At 66.9% G+C, this 16269-nt stretch carries 11 protein-coding genes and 2 pseudogenes; 5 read left to right on the top strand and 8 right to left on the bottom strand.

The annotated features are described in order from the left end of the window. Window positions 1–7: 7 nt before the first annotated feature. Window positions 8–4369 (bottom strand): autotransporter domain-containing protein, encoded by a 4362-nt coding sequence (locus AB7535_RS13195; RefSeq protein ID WP_439036435.1) that lies wholly within the window; start codon window positions 4367–4369, stop codon window positions 8–10. 363 nt (window positions 4370–4732) lie between these two features. Between AB7535_RS13195 and AB7535_RS13200 the strand changes: the two are divergent. Beyond that, window positions 4733–4954, top strand: a pseudogene (locus tag AB7535_RS13200) (EamA family transporter); the annotation flags it as partial. A gap of 76 nt (window positions 4955–5030) precedes the next feature. Further along, entirely contained in the window at window positions 5031–6206 is a 1176-nt protein-coding gene (locus AB7535_RS13205) for a tetratricopeptide repeat protein (RefSeq protein WP_439036436.1), read from the top strand. 1 nt (window position 6207) lies between these two features. Here AB7535_RS13205 and AB7535_RS13210 read toward each other — a convergent pair whose 3' ends face one another. The 3 genes from AB7535_RS13210 to AB7535_RS13220 form a co-directional block, all read right to left on the bottom strand. Next, window positions 6208–8466 (bottom strand): CHASE3 domain-containing protein, encoded by a 2259-nt coding sequence (locus AB7535_RS13210; protein ID WP_439036437.1) that lies wholly within the window; start codon window positions 8464–8466, stop codon window positions 6208–6210. Beyond that, complete coding sequence (locus tag AB7535_RS13215; RefSeq protein ID WP_028148724.1) at window positions 8463–8876, bottom strand: response regulator; 414 nt, start codon at window positions 8874–8876, stop codon at window positions 8463–8465. The genes AB7535_RS13210 and AB7535_RS13215 overlap by 4 nt, the downstream gene beginning before the upstream one ends. 247 nt (window positions 8877–9123) lie before the next feature. Then, window positions 9124–9744 (bottom strand): BA14K family protein, encoded by a 621-nt coding sequence (locus AB7535_RS13220; RefSeq protein ID WP_166096379.1) that lies wholly within the window; start codon window positions 9742–9744, stop codon window positions 9124–9126. 246 nt (window positions 9745–9990) lie between these two features. On the opposite strand from AB7535_RS13220, the gene AB7535_RS13225 reads away from it, so the two are divergent. Next, window positions 9991–10398 carry an NADH:ubiquinone oxidoreductase subunit NDUFA12 gene (locus AB7535_RS13225; protein ID WP_028148726.1) on the top strand — a complete coding sequence of 136 codons (408 nt, stop codon included), beginning with the start codon at window positions 9991–9993 and terminating at the stop codon, window positions 10396–10398. Window positions 10399–10753: 355 nt separating this feature from the next. Here the strand turns inward: AB7535_RS13225 and AB7535_RS13230 are convergent, their stop codons facing one another. Together AB7535_RS13230 and AB7535_RS13235 are read right to left on the bottom strand one after the other, a co-directional pair. Further along, entirely contained in the window at window positions 10754–11401 is a 648-nt protein-coding gene (locus AB7535_RS13230; protein WP_166096380.1) for a glutathione S-transferase family protein, read from the bottom strand. A 178-nt stretch (window positions 11402–11579) separates the two neighbouring features. Continuing rightward, window positions 11580–12262, bottom strand: a pseudogene (locus AB7535_RS13235) (DJ-1/PfpI family protein). Between the two features lie 94 nt (window positions 12263–12356). On the opposite strand from AB7535_RS13235, the gene AB7535_RS13240 reads away from it, so the two are divergent. Then, on the top strand, window positions 12357–13298 hold the full coding sequence (locus AB7535_RS13240) for a GlxA family transcriptional regulator (protein WP_166096382.1): 942 nt from the start codon (window positions 12357–12359) through the stop codon (window positions 13296–13298). Window positions 13299–13333: 35 nt separating this feature from the next. After that, on the top strand, window positions 13334–14128 hold the full coding sequence (locus AB7535_RS13245; RefSeq protein WP_439036438.1) for a methyltransferase domain-containing protein: 795 nt from the start codon (window positions 13334–13336) through the stop codon (window positions 14126–14128). Between the two features lie 7 nt (window positions 14129–14135). Here AB7535_RS13245 and AB7535_RS13250 read toward each other — a convergent pair whose 3' ends face one another. Both AB7535_RS13250 and AB7535_RS13255 read right to left on the bottom strand, forming a co-directional pair. After that, entirely contained in the window at window positions 14136–15143 is a 1008-nt protein-coding gene (locus AB7535_RS13250) for a Na+-dependent transporter (protein WP_439036439.1), read from the bottom strand. A gap of 8 nt (window positions 15144–15151) precedes the next feature. After that, entirely contained in the window at window positions 15152–16099 is a 948-nt protein-coding gene (locus AB7535_RS13255; RefSeq protein ID WP_439036440.1) for an alpha/beta hydrolase, read from the bottom strand. Window positions 16100–16269: the final 170 nt, after the last annotated feature.

Genomic DNA, 16269 nt, shown 5'->3' on the forward strand with positions numbered 1-16269 from the left:
CCAGGCATCACCATGCGTAGCGGATCGCGCCCTTGCCGGCATAGCCTTGCGTGACATTCGAGAACTCGCTCTCGAACGTCGCGGCGGCAGACCAGCCGTTAGTCCACTGCCATTCGGCCGAGGCTGTGGTCAGCGCGGAGTCGGTCGCCTGCGCTGCACCGTTGACGACGAAGCTTGCGCCCGGCAGCGACTGGAAGGTCGGGGCAATCGAACGATCCGGATTAAAATCATGCGCCCACGCAAGGCGGCCGTGCAGCGTGACGATGCCGTTCTGCATGGCGAATGATTTGTCGGTGCGAATGCCGAGCTCGCTGCGCGTGTCGGTCACGCTCTTGGCGGCATAGGTCTGTGCAAACAACAGCGAACCGGCGACGACACTTTCGGCATAGGCCGGCAGGTCAAATGTGGTGAATTGCCCTGCGGCGTAAGGGGTGATGCCGAGACCGGCCAGCGTCGGCATGACGAAGCGGTAGCCACTCTCCACGCGACCCGAATACGCGTTCGCATTGAACTCGGCGCGCAGGTGGTCGATGCCGGCGACCGTGACGATGCGGTTGGTCGTGATGTCCTGCCAGCCATAAGCCAGCGCAGCAGTGATGTAGGCCGCACCGATATTATGGCGAACGAAGGCGCCGGCCTGGAACAGGTCGGAGCCGCCATAGCCGAGGCCGTTGACGTTGAAGCCAGTGCGGCCGCCCGCCAGCGCAAACCCCGCGAGCGTGTCCGGCGAGACCCGATAGTCCGCACCGACCGCGATGCCGTAGATGCTGCTCGCGCTGTTGTTCGAGCCGATGATGGCGTTGCCGGCCGTGGTCTGCGACCCGCCGAAGCCGGCGGCCCACACGCTCCAGCGCTGTTCGAAGGTCGGGACTGCCAGCGCCTTGGTGGACATCGCCGCATAAGCGTCGCGCTCGCCAACAGTTCGACCGCGTGCCGCGTAGGCCGAGCTGTCCTCGGCATACCCATTCGGCGGGCCGCCGGCGCTGACGGGACCTCCGCGACCGGAGATGAATGGATCCGTCATCACGCCGATGAACTGGTTCATCGCGTTGAACGTCGTCTGCTGAGAGCCGGTGGCGCTCTCGCCGGAGACCTGGGTCAAGTCGGCGGGATCGAGCCCGAAGAAGCCCATCGGAAGGCCGCCGTTATTGTTGAAGGCGTAGGTCAGCGCGTTGGCGACGTTCTGCTGGTTGACGTTGAGGCCGGTGTAATTGGTGAAGGCGGCCGTCAGGTTCAGATAGGCGTTGTTGGCGTCATAGCTCAGTGTATCGCTCGCGCCCGTCGGCAGTCCGACATTGGTGATGCCCGCGAACGTCGTGCCGCCACGTCCGCCGGCCGCGGTCAGGATCGTGTATGTCTTCGAGACATAGCTGCCGGGCAGGAAATTCGCGACCACGGTCGCGCCTGTCAACGTCGCCGCGCCCGTGACATTGGCGAAGCTCGACGTCGATGGATTGACCGCAACGACGTAGAGCGCGCCCGATTGGAAGGCCAGATTGCCGGCGACCGTCGTCGACGTCCCCGGCGTGTTGACGGCTCCAGGCATGAACGTGCCACCGGCATTGATCGTCGTTGCGCCGATAGTGCCCGTGCCGCCAAGCGTGCCGCCGGCGTTCACGGTCATGGTCGAATTGGCCAGCGAGCCGTTCACCAGCAGCGTGCCGGCGGCGATCGACCACGGCAATGCAGCGCTATTGGTGCCGCTTAGCGTCCAGGTCGAAGCGCCCGTCTTCTCGAAGCTCGCGAAGCCCCGATACTGCGCAGCGGCGCCGATCAGCGAAACGTCGAAAGACGCAGTGGGGTTGGTGTTGCCGCCGAACTGCAAGGCGCCGTTGCCCGTCTGATCGACGACGTTGCCGCTGAAGCTGTAGCCGGCCTGAAGCTGCAGCGTGTTCGCGCCGCCGGTGAAGGTGATGGCGTTGGCACGCGTGACGCCGTCGCCGGCGAGACCGCCTGAAATCGATCCGCTGTTGATGATGCTGAGATTGGTGCCGATGACGCCGGCGCCGCCTGCACCGACCGCGCCGGAGACCCCGGCGGTGACGGTGCTGCTGCCGGAGCTACCGCTCGCGCCGGCGCTGCCGCTCACGCCGGAGAAGCCGTTCGTCCCCGTGGTGCCGTTCGTGCCGCCGCTGGCGGCCAAGGCCCCGGCGCCGCCGACGCCGCCGGAGCCGCCGACACCACCGCTGCCGGCGCTGCCCGCGGTGCCGCCGAGGCCACCCACGCCCGCGGCCCCGGCGATGCCGCCATTGCCGCCGGTGATCGTGCCGCGATTGATCAGCGTGCCGCCGTTGGAGAAGGCGGCGCCAACGCCGCCGGTGCCACCATAGCCGCCATCGCCGCCGCGGCTCGAGGCGCTGCCACCGTTGCCGGCATTGCCGCCGGCACCGCCAAATCCGCCGGTCCCGCCGTTGCCGCCATTGCCGCCATCGGTCGAGCCGACCACGTTGACGCCAGCGGTGCCGTTGCCGCCAGCGCCGCCAACGCCGCCGACACCGCCGTTGCCCGCGTTGCCACCGGTGCCGCCGTTGCCGCCACTGCCTGCGGTGCCGCCGCGGCCGCCATCGCCGCCGGTGATGATGCCTTGATTGGTCAGCGTGCCACCGTTTGAAATGGTCGCGCCGGCGCCGCCGGCGCCGCCATGACCACCTACGCCGGCATCGCCGGCGCTTCCTCCGCTCCCGCCGTTGCCACCCATTCCGCCGGCGGCGCCGCTGCCGCCGCTGCCGCCAGCGACGGCCGGGAGAAGGGCACTCGCGCCAGCACCGCCGGTGCCCGCTGTGCCGGCGTCACTGCCGTTGCCCCCGGCGGCGCCGTTGCCGGCATTGCCGCCGGAGCCGCCAATCCCGCCGGCGCCACCAGCGATGTTGCCCGAAACTGTAACGGTCCCGCCGTTCGTGAGCTGGACACCATCGCCGCCGCTGGATCCGCTACCGCCAATGCCGCCATTTCCGCCGGCGCCACCATTCCCGCCGTTGCCGCCAGCGCCACCAACCAGACCGTTGTTGCCATTGAGAAAGCCGGAGCCGGAGGACCCGTTGGCGCCATTGTCGCCTGTGCCGCCGGCGCCGCCGATCCCGCTTGCGCCGCCATTGGCGCCGTTGCCGCCAGCGCCGCCATTGCCACCGGCGCCTCCCATGATCGTTTGGGAAATTGAGAGCGTGCCACCGCTCGTCACCTGCAGACCAACGCCACCGTCGGCACCATTGGCGCCATCGCCTGCGTGGGCGCTGGCGCTGCCGCCGGTGCCACCATTGCCACCGCGCCCGCCGGCTACGCCGAGCCCGATGCTGGATCCCGCGTTGCCGCCGTTGCCGGCCATGCCGCCGGCGCTGCCTGCACCGCCAGCGCCACCGCTGCCGCCGGTACCTGCCGTGACGCTTTGCAAAATCGTCACGGTGCCGCCACCCGTGACCTGGATGCCGTCGCCACCGCTGCCGCCGATCGCACCATTGCCGCCGACACCAACCCCGCTATTGCCGCCGTTTCCACCGGTCCCGCCATCGAGCGCGCCGAGAACATTGGCGCCGGAAGCGCCCGCACCACCGCTCCCGCCGTGACCCGCTGTACCGCCGCGCCCGCCGCTGCCGCCATCGCCGCCGGCGACCGTTTGCTGGACCGTCGTGGTGCCTGCGCTGGTGACGTGCACGGCGGTGCCGCCATTGCCGCCGCCGCCGGCAGCGCCCCCGCTGCCGAGGACGTCGCCACCGGTCCCGCCGGTCACACCAGCGACGCCCAGGGAGAGAGCACTGGCTCCATTGCCGCCGTTCCCGCCGGCGCCGCCACTGCCACCAACCCCACCCGCGCCGCCGGTCACCGCTATCGAAAGCGTGCTGCCGCCGACGCTGACCTCTACGCCGGTGCCACCCGCACCGCCGCCGCCACCGATGCCGCCGCTGCCCCCTCCGGCGCTCGCATCAAGGCCGCCAATGACAGCAGAACCATCGGCGCCGCTCGCACTGGCGCCGCCGTGACCGCCAGCGCCACCCGCTCCACCGGAGCCGGCACCGAGCGCACCTTCGCCGCCTCCACCGCCGCCACCGCCACTACCCGTAGTCAGAGCTGAGTTGCCGTTGCCGCCATTGCCGCCGCTGCCACCGACAACGTTGCCGCCGTCACCGCCAAGTCCGCCGTTGCCGCCTGAGGTCGCCGCGCCCCCGGAGCCTCCGGTGCCGCCTGCGGCAGCGCCGCCGCCGCCGCCCGCGCCTTGTCCGATCGCGTTGTCACCGCCATTTCCACCGTTAGCAGAGGCGCTGGTACCCGCAGCGCCACCGCCGCCGCCCGTGCCATTGCCACCGGCTCCGCCAGCGCCGCCGTCGGCGCGCGCCGACATGATCGTCAGCGCCAGTGCGACAGCCGTGCTCGCCAACAATGTGGGGAGCCTGAGACGGCGCCGGGTCGGACAAGAACCAATTCTCGATTCAATTATCAATTGTATTACCGTCAGCCTTGGCACCGACCCGCAGGCCATTCCGAGGTGAAATCCTCAGAAACAGACCGCAACATATTCGCTCGCCGAAGCGGCTCAACGAGAATGGTCTTGCCTGCCAGGAATACCGTTTGATTTCGGTCGCCTGTCACCCGGAAACAACATCGACGCCCGCTGCGAGACCGCCGATGACGTCAGTGAGCATTCGTAATTCAGTGCAGTTCTCAGCCGAGCGCACACACAATCTGCGCGCTTTCGAAGCCGTGCCAGGCCTCGCATCCGGAGCAGGTGACGACGCTCGGCTGGGCAGCCGTCTATTCGACCGTGGTGCAGTTCTGCATCGCCTATGTCAGCTGGTTCGCAGCGTTAGCGCGCCTGCCGGCCTCGGTCGCCGCGATCGGCACCATGGCGGTACCCGTGATCGGCGTCGTCGCCTTGGCACTGGCGCTGCACGAGCCGTTGGGCCCGGGGCAGATCGCCGCGCTGGTCTTCACGCTGGCGGCCGTGGTGCTGGCGACGCGCTAGACAGCGGTCTCTTGCGCGAAGCTGCGCTGCACCTCTAGATAGTCTCCCGCAATTCACCTCGCTCCAGGGGCAACGCATGAGAGTCATCGCGCTGGCCGTCGTGCTCGGCCTGATCTCGTCCCTTGGATTGGCTCAAGCCGATCAGGACCGGTTATCTTGCAATGCATCCAACGATGCTCCGGAAGCGGCCGTGATTTCGGCCTGCACGCGCCTGATCGAGGCCGGCACGCCAGGCCACGATGAACGTGCGGGCTTTTTTCATGATCGGGGCAACGCCCACTGGCGCAGCGGCGACTACAAGGCGGCCGTCGCCGATGAGAGCGAGGCCATCGCCATCAATCCAGCCTTCGCCGACGCCTATATGAGGCGGGGTGCAGCCAATTTCGACGACGGCAATGTCGATCAGTCGATCGCCGACTCGGCGAAAGCCATCGAGATCGATCCGCAGAATTTTCGCGCCTACACCAACCGGGGTATCGCCCGCGCGAAGAAGGGCGATCGGCGCGGTGCCATCGCGGACGAATCCAGGGCGATCGAGATCAACCCGAGATGGATCGCGGCCTATCTTGCCCGGCAAGACAGCCGCAATCACATCGGCGACCGCGCCGGCGCGTCATCCGATCTTGCCAGCGCGCTTGGCATCGAACCGGACGGCGGTTTCGATGGATATCGATACCGGGCTGTGGCGTTCAGGCGAAAGAAGAACTACGGCCACGCCATTGCCGACATCGATCGCTGGATCAGCATGAATCCGGGCAGTGCGGCGGCTTACGAGAGTCGCGCCGACGCTCGTTTACGCCAGGATGACTTCGCGCATGCGATTGCCGACGCCAGCAAGGCGCTCGAGCTGAATCCGAAGCGTTCGTATCCGTTCAGCATCCGTGGCTCGGCCTATCTGCACACGCGCGATCTCGACGCAGCCATCGCCGATTTCGACGCCAGCATCGCAGCCGACGCCAGGATCGGATACGTCTACGGGCTTCGCGGCCGCGCCTACGCGCTCGAGGACGATCAGGACCGGGCCATTGCCGACTTCACAAAGCAGATCGAGCTCGATCCGGACAATGAACAAGCCTATCGCGCACGCAGCGCGGCCTACGAGAAGAAGCAGGACGCTGCCGCTGCGAGCGCCGATTTCGAAAAGGCATGGGCGATAGAAGGCGCGCGATCGCGTGCGCCTGGGGCGATGCCTCCGGATGTTGCGAAGGTGTTCGAAACAAAGCGGCGGAAGCCGCCGCAGAACAATCCTTGAACTAGCCCGCCGTCATACCGCCGCCGTTCAGCGCCTTCCTGATCATCTCGGCGAGCTGGTTGCGGCGGTAGGGTTTTGTCAGCAGCAGCACCCCGTCGTCGAGCTTGCCGTGATGGACGATGGCGTTGTCGGTGTAGCCGGAGGTGTAGAGCACCCTCACGCCCGGCCGGCGCTTGGCCACCTCTTCGGCGAGCTCGCGGCCGCTCATGCCGCCGGGGATGACGACGTCGGTGAACAGGAGGTCGAAGTCCTGGCCTGCCTCGATCATGTCCAGCGCGGCCCGGCTGTCGGGCGCGGCGACCGTGTCGTAGCCGAGGCTCTGCAGCTGCGCGGTGACGAAGTTGCGCACCAGCGTGTCGTCCTCGACCACGAAAATTGTCTCGGCGCCGCCTTCGGCCTGCGGCGCCACTGGGGCCGCCGCGTCCGTCATGCCGTCGCCCGGCGGCAGATAGAGCTTGATCGTGGTGCCGTGGCCTTCCTCGCTGTAGATCTTGATGTGGCCGCCGGACTGCTTGACGAACCCGTAGACCATGGAGAGGCCGAGGCCCGAGCCCTCGCCGACCTCCTTGGTGGTGAAGAACGGCTCGAAGGCCTTCTGCTGGATGTCCGCCGTCATGCCGGTGCCGGTGTCGCTGACCGCGAGCATCACGTAGGGACCGGGCTGCACCTCCGCGTGGGCCTGTGCATAGGCCTCGTCGAGCACGACGTGGTGGGTCTCGAGCAGCAGCTTGCCGCCGTTCGGCATGGCGTCGCGGGCGTTGATCGCCATGTTGAGCACGGCATTGGTGAGGCGGGACGGATCGATGTGCGCGGTCATCGGTCCCTGTTCCAGCACGGTCTCGATCTGGATCTGCTCGCCGAGGGTGGGGCGCAGCAGCTTGGCGATATCGGCGATCGCGCCGTTGATCTCGACATTGCGCGGCTGGAGCGGCTGCCGGCGCGCGAAGGCGAGCAGATGCTGGATCAGCTCGGCGCAGCGCTCGGCGGCATCGTCGATCAGCCGCGCCACGCGCTGGAGCTCGGGCTGCTGCTTCAGGCTCGCCACCAGCGTCTCGGTATTGCCTGATATCACCGTGAGCATGTTGTTGAAGTCGTGCGCGACGCCGCCGGTCAGCTTGCCGATCGCATCCAGCTTCTGCGACTGGTGCAGCTGCCGCTCGGTTTCGCGCGACGTGGTCGCGTCGTGATAGACCAGCACGGCGCCGGAGACGTTGCCTTGTCCGTCGCGCATCGGCCGGCCGCTGATCATCAGATGGCGGGGATCGTTGCCGTTATGCGGGCGGACGATCATCTCCAGATTCTCGAACTGCTCGCCGCGCAGCACGCGCGTCGAGGGCAGTTCGTCCGCCCTGAGCGGCGTGACGCCGTCGCCGTGAAACACGTCGGACAGGGCGCGCAGATTGCGCAGGCTCATGCCGGCGCGATGCAGCAAGATGCGCTCCGCGGCCGGATTGGACAGAAGGACAGTGCCCTCGGCGTCGATCACCAGCACAGCCTCGGCCATGCTGTGGAACGTGCTCTGGAGCACGTTGACCGACAGCCGCAGCTCGTCATGCGCGTTGACGAGATGCTCGGTGCGCTCGGCGACGGCCGCCTCGAGTTGCTCCTTCGCCGCCGTGGTCTCCAGCAGCGTGCTCTTCAGCGCGACCGTGGTGCGCTGGCTCTCGCGCATCAGCATTGCGACCAGCAGCAGGATCACCAGCGCGCCGATCACGTCGATGCCGAGCAGGACGATGCCGGTGCGCCGGGAACTCTGGGCGCGGGCGGCGAGCAATCGCTCTTCCTCCGCGCTCAGCTGATCGAGATTGCCCATCACCGTGTCCATCAGGCCGCGACCCTCGCCCTTGCCCTGGAGCGCGGCAACGCCGGCCTGGTCGTTCTCGGCGCGGAGGCGCATCACCTCTGCGGCGATCTCGACCCGGCGCAGCGCCAGCGGCTCGGTGCCCTCGATGAGCGCGACCTGATCGGGATTGTCACGCAGGCTGCGCTTGAGATCAGCGAGCGCCGGCGCGATCTGGGCGTGCACCGCCTGAAACTCGTCGCTGAAGCTCGGGTTGCGATAGATCTCGTAGCCGCGCGCGGCGCTCTCGGCGCGCCGCATCAGCACGCGCAGATCGGAGATCTTCTTCTGCGTCTCGATGGTGTGATTGACCCAGGCGGCATCGTACCGCGACTTGACGTCGAGTCCGATCGAGGCGGCGGTGATGATCAGGAGGATTGCAAGTCCAGCACCGAGAATGACGCGCTGCGTTGGGATCAAGGGGCTTCTTTCTTGTCCTTCGGCTGCGCGGCCTCGCCAAGGCATTCCCGGATCGTGGTCAGGAGTGCGTCCGGCGTGAACGGCTTGCGCAGGCAGCGTGTCGCGCCGAGTTCCAGTGCCATGCGGAGGAAATCGGGGGAGGGCGAGGCGGACGAGGCGAAGGCGTAGCCGGACATCGCGATCAGAGGGATCGCCGGCGCGCGCTCGTGAAAGATGCGGATGGATTCGAAGCCGCGCATGTGCGGCATGAAGATGTCGACCAGCATCACGTCAAACGTCTGCGCTTCGAGCGCAGCCAGTCCCGTTTCGCCGCCGTCAGCCATCGTGACATCGAAGCCCTGACGTTGGAGCAGGACCTCGATGGTCGCGCCGACCATCGGATCGTCATCTACCACGAGGATACGCGGCATGACATTTCCCAGTAGATCGAAGTCCCAACATTCATCGGTGATATAGGCGAATCGCGGGACGGGTCAATTTGGGATTGGATCATTGTAGATATGCACGGTGCGGTGAATAGAGGTCCCTCGCGCCTCGCATGTATAGATCGTCGCACGCGATGCGCGGGCTGCGCGCGAAACTGGCGATGAGCGCGCGACAAACGAAAGAGGCGCCGCACCGATGCGACGCCTCTTCCATCAAGCGTTGTCGATCTGCTTACGGGCAGGGATGACGCTGGCCGTCATAGCCAAGATACGTGCCCGAACCCGGATCGTATGATCTGTATCGCTGCGCGCAATAAGCCGACGAGTCACCACCGCTATCCGGCACCACCGCGACCGACGGTTCGTCATAATAGCTGTCGTCGCCATAGTAGTAGGGATCGTTGTAGTACCCGCCACCGTAGTAGGCGTAGGAGCCGAGCCCGCCGATCGCAGCACCGGCTGCGACGCCCGGCCAGAAACCGCCACCATGACGACGCCAGCCGCCACCGTGCCAGTTGCCACCGCCGCCGCGCCAGTTGTTACCCGCGACTGCGAGGGGACGGCCGCCGCCACCACTAAACGTGGCTCCTGCGGTCGGACGCATGGCTAGGCCGGCGCTCGGGCGCATGGCTCCGGCAGCGAAATTGCCGCCGCCGCCACCGAACCGCGCGCCGCCAAAGCTGCCGCCGCCCATGCGGGCGCCGCCACCGCCGAAATGGGCGCCGCCACCACCGCCAAAATGACCACCGCCGCCACCGCCGTGGCCGCCACGGCCCTGGGCGAAGCTCGGCGTCGCCAACGGAAGGACCAACGCGACCGCTGCCGCGACGCTCAAAATTCTCAGACTTTTCATGTTCAAACTCCTTATTCCCTGAAGCAAACCTCTTGAAGGGCCCGCGGTTCCAGGGTTCACGCCGGTGTGCGCGTGTGGCGCAGGTTTCCATGCGGCCGCTGTACCCGGCATGAACGGATCGCGTCCGATTTGCGGCAGTGCTTGCGCCGGGCACCACATTTTGCGGGGGGCACCGCCGCCCCCGCGGAACTGGACATTTCGCCGCCCGGATGGCATCAGGGCCTCACGAAGCAGGGCCCTAGCCGTATGAAACAGTTCTTCCTCAAGTTCTTCACCTGGTGGAGTGGCCAGACCTTTGGCACCCAGCTCTGGACCAAGCGGTACGGCGAGCTGGTCGGCCAGGACGAGCAGGGAAACCGCTATTATCGGACCCGCGGCGGGGCGATTGATCCGACGCTCGGATTCGAGCGGCGCTGGGTCATTTATAACGGCTACGCCGAGGCAAGCCGCATCCCGACGGGTTGGCACGGCTGGATGCATCACGTCGTCGATGTGCCGCCGACCGAAGAGAACTACCAGCCGCGCGAGTGGCAAAAACCGCACCAGCCGAACCCCACCGGCACGCCGAACGCCTATCGGCCCTCCGGCTCGACGCTTGCCAGCGGCAAGCGTCCCAAGGCGACCGGCGACTACCAGCCCTGGACGCCCGGCTAGCTTTCCGATCTCCGTCCGAATCCTTGCCGTGGGGGTGGATGCATCAGCATCCGCCTCACCTTGCTGTGGACAACGGGAACAGCGGGGACAGCGCCTGCGCGGGCGTTGCAGCTACGCGAGCGATGCGGCTCAATGGTCCCATCTTACGGAGATGGGAGACCATCGCGTTCGGTTCGGGCAACAGTTCGCGACTGTCCCGAGATGCAGCGGCCGCCGACGAGGACTCGATCGGGAGATAGGCCCCCGGTCTGGAAGTTCGAAATCGCCCGATGGAATGTGCAGCCACCGTAAGACAGGAAAAGCCGCTTGGGAAACCGAGCGGCCTTTTTCTTTGATCTGTTGCTCTGCTCGCTTCTCAGAGATGGAGCGTCGGTGAGTTGCCGACCGGCATCATCTCATAGGGCGGCTTCCAGCCCGGCAGTTCGGCGACACGCCGGCGCCAGGCATCAATCGCCGGGAAAGTCGCGGCAAGATCAAAGCCCGTCTCCTCGGTCGGATAGTACAGATAGCCCAACATTGAGAAATCGACGATCGTCGGCCGATCGCCCAGCATGAAGCTGCGGTGGGAGAGGTGTCTGTCGACGATCGAGAAGGCGCTGTCGGTCCGCGCGCGCAAGTAAGCGAGCACAGCGGGATGGGCGGGCTCCGGCATGAAGCAGCGTTGAAACCGGTGCTGGGCAAAGTTCGCGGTGAACTTGTGGTTGTCGAACAGCAGCCAGCGCGTGGCTTCGAACGTCTCCTCGGGCGTCGGACCGAACACGCCGTGGGTCCCGGCGAGCCACAGCAGGATCGCACCGGACTGGCTCATGTGCCGGCCATCGACCTCGAGGACAGGGACTTCGCCCATGACATTGGTGGCGGCCCGCCAGTCAGGCGTGCGGGTCTCGCCGCCGGCGAAGTCGAGGCCGACCGGCTCCCAGTCGAGCCCGGCGCAGTTGAGGAATAGCGCGACCTTGAACGAATTGCCCGAAGCTCCGATGCAGTGCAGCCGGTATCGCGCCATGGTCAGATCCTCCTGTGCGCACTCGACCGGGAAGCGTCCGTGGGCGTTGGGCGCGATCCAGATTGTCGCGACAGGCTCCTGACAGCGTCATGTCAGCAGTGCGGAGCTTCCGGACGATGCTTTGCATTGCCCGGGAAGTGCTGCGCTGCGTTCGGGGCGCGTGAGCAAAGCCTCTGCTCTACACCCGCTCAGCCGCGCGCTTGACCGCCTCGAGGCGGCGGGCCTGGTTTGCGGCGCCGCGCTCTCTCAGCAAGGCCAGCACTTCGGCCGGCGCGGTGTCGGGCGAGCCTGAATTGAACGGCGGGGCCGGGTTGTATTCGATCTGGAGCTGGATCGCTTCCGCCGTGGTGCGGTCGACCAGGATCGACACCAGCGTCAGCGCGAAATCGATCCCGGCGGTGACGCCGCCGCCGGTGACGCGGTTGCGGTCGATGCAGACGCGCGTCTTGGTCGGCGTCGCGCCGAACTGGCCGAGCATCTCCATCGCGCTCCAATGGTGGCAGCGCGGTAGCCCTTGAGCAGGCCGGCAGCGCCGAGCGCCAGCGCCCCCGTGCAGACCGAGGTGACGTACTTGGCGCCTTCGGCCTGCCTGCGCAGGAAATCCAGCACCTCTTCGTCATTGAGCAGGTCGTTGGTGCCGCCGCCGCCGGGCACGCAGATCACGTCGAGCTGCGGACAGTCGGCGAATGTCGTGGTCGGCGTCAGCGTCAGCACGGAATCGCTCGGCACCGGCTCGATCCGTTTCCAGATCAGGTGCAGCTTCGCGCCGGGGACGGAGGAGAACACCTGCAAGGGACCGGTGAAGTCGAGCTGGGTGACGCGCGGAAACACCAAAAGACCGATCTGGAGCGGTGACGACATGGGCAGGTCCTCCAAAGATGAGCTTGACGGACGCAGCCTCTCATGATGCCCTTCTGTCCAAAATGGCGTAATTCCCTCGCTTTCGGACATAACCATGATCGGCATCCTGATCTTCCCCGATTTCCAGTTGCTCGATGCGGCCGGCCCGATCTCGGTGTTCGAGATCGCGGCGCGCGCCACCGGCAAGACGAGCACCGGAATCCGCGTGCTGGCACTGAACGCGGGGCCCGTGCGCAGCTCGTCCGGCGTGGAAATGATGGCGCGCGACTTCAAGTCGGCGAACGCGATCACCACCCTGGTCATCGCAGGTGGCGCAGGCGTAACGGACGCCGCACGCTGCGAGGTCACGCGCGCCTTCGTGCAGCGGCTGGCGCGACGCGGTGTGCGGGTCGCCAGCGTCTGCTCGGGCGCCTATGTGCTGGCCGAGGCGGGCCTGCTCGATGGACGACGCGCCACCACGCATTGGGGCCGCACACGGGATTTCGTCGCGCGCTATCCCAAGGTGAAGTTCGAGCCGGACCAGATCTTCACGCATGACGGCAATGTGTGGACGTCGGCGGGCATCACGGCGGGCATCGACCTCGCGCTCGCGATGGTCACCGAGGACCATGGCGAGGAGATCGCGCAACAGGCCGCCCGCCAGCTCGTGCTGTATCATCGCCGCAGCGGCGGCCAGTCGCAGTTCTCCTCACTGCTGGAATTGAAGACACCGAACGGCCGGTTCGGCGCGCTGCTGTCCTGGGCGCGCGAGAACCTCGATGCCCGGCTGACGGTCGAAGATCTCGCCGATCGTGCCGGCATGAGCGCACGGCATTTTGCCCGCGCCTTTGCCGCCGAGACCGGCACGACGCCGTCGAAGGCGATCGAGCGCTTACGGATCGAGGTCGCGCGCGAGCGCGTGCAGTCCTCGCGGGAGGCGATCGAGCTCGTCGCGGAGGCGACCGGATTTGGCGACCCCGAGCGCATGCGGCGCGCCTTCATCCGCGCCTTCGGCCAGCCGCCCCAGGCGCTGCGGCGCGCGGCGCGGGCGGGCTAGGCAATCTGACCTGGCACTCGAGCGTGGAGGCGAAGATGGGCGGGATGGAGTACAGCAACGAGAACGCGAAACGGCTCCAAAGACTTTATCTCACAGGGGACGTGACCGCCCAGCGCGCGGAGACAATTCGGCAGCTCAATCTGTCTGCCGGCGAGAGCGTTCTCGATATCGGATGTGGTCCTGGCTATCTCTGCGAGAGCATGGCGCAGATCGTTGGGCCCGACGGTGCTGTCGTCGGTATCGATGTGTCGACTGACCTGATCGAGGTCTGCAACCGGCAGAAGGCTTCCGCCTGGATTTCATATGCGATCGGCAACGCCACGGAATTGGGTCAATCCGATGCGTCGTTCGATGTCGTCGTGTGCACACAGGTTGCCGAGTACGTGCCTGATGTTGACCGCGTCCTCGCAGAGACATTTCGCGTGCTCAAGCCAGGGGGCCGCACGATTTTTGTCGCAACGGACTGGGACGCGGTGGTGTGGCATTCCGAAAACCCGGAACGTATGGCCGCGGTCATGAAATCATGGGAAGCGCATTGCGCTCACCCGCGTCTCCCAAGGTCGATGGCCCGCAGATTGGCGAATGCGGGACTTCACCTGGACGGAGCGTCGGTCTTTCCAATCCTGAATTTGCAGTACGATGACGATAGCTACAGCAAGGGGCTGGCCCAGGGCATTCGGGACTTCGTGGCCCGCAGGAACGACGTTTCAGCCGATGATCTCGAAGCATGGCACAGCGAGTTCGGGCGTCTCAGCGGAGCGGGACAATACTTCTTCAGCACCAACCGCTATCTCTTCAGGGCCTCGAAGCCGGCTGCGACGTCGCTATGACTGCGTCCTAGGTCGCCTTGCCTGCAGCTGCCTCGCCGGCGCCATCCGCGCGGGCCACCAGGCGGCGCGCGATCGGCGTCAGCATGTAGGGCGCGAGGTGGATCGGAAATTGCGTCATCGCGAAATAGAGCCAGGTGGTGGGCGGCAGCGCGCCAGCGGTCGCGGCCAGCATCAGGCCCAGATTGCGCTGTGACACCATCAGCCCGAGCGCCAGCGCGCGCTCATAGCCGATGCGGCGGAACAGCAGCGTGGTCACGGCGAGCAGCGTGAAATAGCTCGCGAAGGACAGAGCCGCCAGGCCGATCGTGAAGAGCGGCTGGGCCACGAGGTCGCTCACGACATCGCCCATGATCGCGGCTGCGAAGATCAGGAGGATGATGATGTTGAAGCCGTCGATCGGCTTCCTGTGGCGCTGGATCGCTTCTGCGCCGAACACCCAACGGATGATGGTTGCGGCCAGCAGCGACGCCGCGAGGATGCCGAGCAGCTTCAGGCCGAGCGTCGCCGGCGTGACGCTGAGCATGCCGTCGAGGAACAGGCTTGCGAACAGCGACGCTGTGAAGGGGACCAGCGCGGTGGAGGTCACCAGCGTGACCAGCACGAGCGTGGCATCGAGGCCCATCAGCGCGGCGAGCGCCGGAGACGCCATCATGGGCGAGGCCATGCTCTGGAGCATCAGGGCAACGGAAAGGCCGGGCGAGCGGTCGTTGAGCCCTGTTGCGTAGATGATCAGTCCGACGATCAGCGGCACGCCCATCGTAGTCCAGGCGGTTGCGGTCGCAATCAGCGCCGGGCGGCGTAGGTGACCGTACAGCGCCGCGAGATCGACTCGCATGAAGGAGATGCAGAGCAGGACGAGGATCGCTTCGGTGATGTAGGGCCGCAGCAGCGCGCCGAGCGGCGGCACGGCGGCGGCGACGAACACGACCGCCGCGACCCCGCGGGTGCCCTGGCTGCCGAGCCATGTCAGCGCGCGCAGGGGGAGGGCGAAGACGGTTTGAAGAACGAAGGGCATGGGAGGCGTCAGCCCAGCTCCTTCAACCAGGCGCCGATCTCGCGCACCGCGACATTGGCCTGCTGGAGCAATTTGCCCATCGTGAAGAAGCCGTGGAACTGGCCGGGATAGTGCTTGTACGCGACGGGCACGCCGGCCTGCCTGAGGCGCTCGGCATAGTCGTCGCCTTCGTCGCGCAGCGGATCGGCCCCGGCCGTGAGCACATAGGCCGGCGGCAGACCGGCAAGGCTCTTCGCGCGCGCCGGCGAGGCGCGCCAGTCGTGGATGTCGGCGGTACCGTTGAGATAGTGATCGCGGAACCAGCGGATCACCGAATGCGTCAGCAGCACGCTGGTCTCGGGCTCGCTGTGCGAGCCGTGCGTCATGGCGAAATCGGTCGCGGGGTAGATCAGGACCTGACCCGCGATCTTCGGACCGTTGCCGTCGCGTGCGGTGAGTGCGACCACAGCGGCGAGATTGCCGCCGGCGCTGTCGCCGCCGATCGAAAGGCGCGCAGCGTCGATGCCGAGCTCGCGCGCATTCGCGGCAATCCATTTTGTGGCGGCGATCGCGTCATCGGCGGCGGCGGGAAACTTGTGCTCGGGCGCGAGGCGGTAATCGACCGAGATCGCGATCAGCGCGCCTGAAACGGCGAGCTGGCGGCAGACGACGTCGTGGGAGTCGAGATCGCCGATCACCCACCCGCCGCCATGGAAGAACACCAGCGCCGGCGACAACCCGTCCTGAAGGCGCGGCTCCTTTGGCACGTAGATGCGGGCGGGGATCGCGCCGTGCGGCGCCGGGATCGCCAGCGCCGCGACGCGCGCCAGTTCCGGCGGCTCGGGGTTGGTGGCAAAGCGGGCCTGCCCGTAATAGGCGCGGGCTTCCGGCGCGGTCAGGGTCTCGTAGGCGGGGCGGCCGGCCTCCTGGAAGGCCTTGTAAACGGCGGCGGCATCGGGATCGAGCACGACGGACATGGGAGCGACCTTGGGCTTTCTGTTGTCGTTGGACGTCGTTTCGGGGGCGCTGCCCGCCTCGGCCCCGGGGAGGGGCCGGTCAACTATCCCATCCGGCCGCCGGTCTGGCCAGCGGGCGACGGGCAGGGCAGGGATGCCGCCCTTCCCCCGCCGTATTCGCCGTGTTAACC

The organism is Bradyrhizobium sp. 956_D2_N1_4, from assembly GCF_052076025.1.
Lineage (GTDB): Bacteria > Pseudomonadota > Alphaproteobacteria > Rhizobiales > Xanthobacteraceae > Bradyrhizobium > Bradyrhizobium barranii.

Excerpts from the sequence above, each read along its gene's own strand:
- AB7535_RS13205 (WP_439036436.1), top strand. The coding sequence starts at position 5,031 with ATGAGAGTCATCGCGCTGGCCGTCGTGCTCGGCCTGATCTCGTCCCTT.
- AB7535_RS13215 (WP_028148724.1), bottom strand. The coding sequence starts at position 8,876 with ATGCCGCGTATCCTCGTGGTAGATGACGATCCGATGGTCGGCGCGACC.
- AB7535_RS13220 (WP_166096379.1), bottom strand. The coding sequence starts at position 9,744 with ATGAAAAGTCTGAGAATTTTGAGCGTCGCGGCAGCGGTCGCGTTGGTC.
- AB7535_RS13225 (WP_028148726.1), top strand. The coding sequence starts at position 9,991 with ATGAAACAGTTCTTCCTCAAGTTCTTCACCTGGTGGAGTGGCCAGACC.
- AB7535_RS13230 (WP_166096380.1), bottom strand. The coding sequence starts at position 11,401 with ATGGCGCGATACCGGCTGCACTGCATCGGAGCTTCGGGCAATTCGTTC.
- AB7535_RS13240 (WP_166096382.1), top strand. The coding sequence starts at position 12,357 with ATGATCGGCATCCTGATCTTCCCCGATTTCCAGTTGCTCGATGCGGCC.
- AB7535_RS13245 (WP_439036438.1), top strand. The coding sequence starts at position 13,334 with ATGGGCGGGATGGAGTACAGCAACGAGAACGCGAAACGGCTCCAAAGA.
- AB7535_RS13250 (WP_439036439.1), bottom strand. The coding sequence starts at position 15,143 with ATGCCCTTCGTTCTTCAAACCGTCTTCGCCCTCCCCCTGCGCGCGCTG.
- AB7535_RS13255 (WP_439036440.1), bottom strand. The coding sequence starts at position 16,099 with ATGTCCGTCGTGCTCGATCCCGATGCCGCCGCCGTTTACAAGGCCTTC.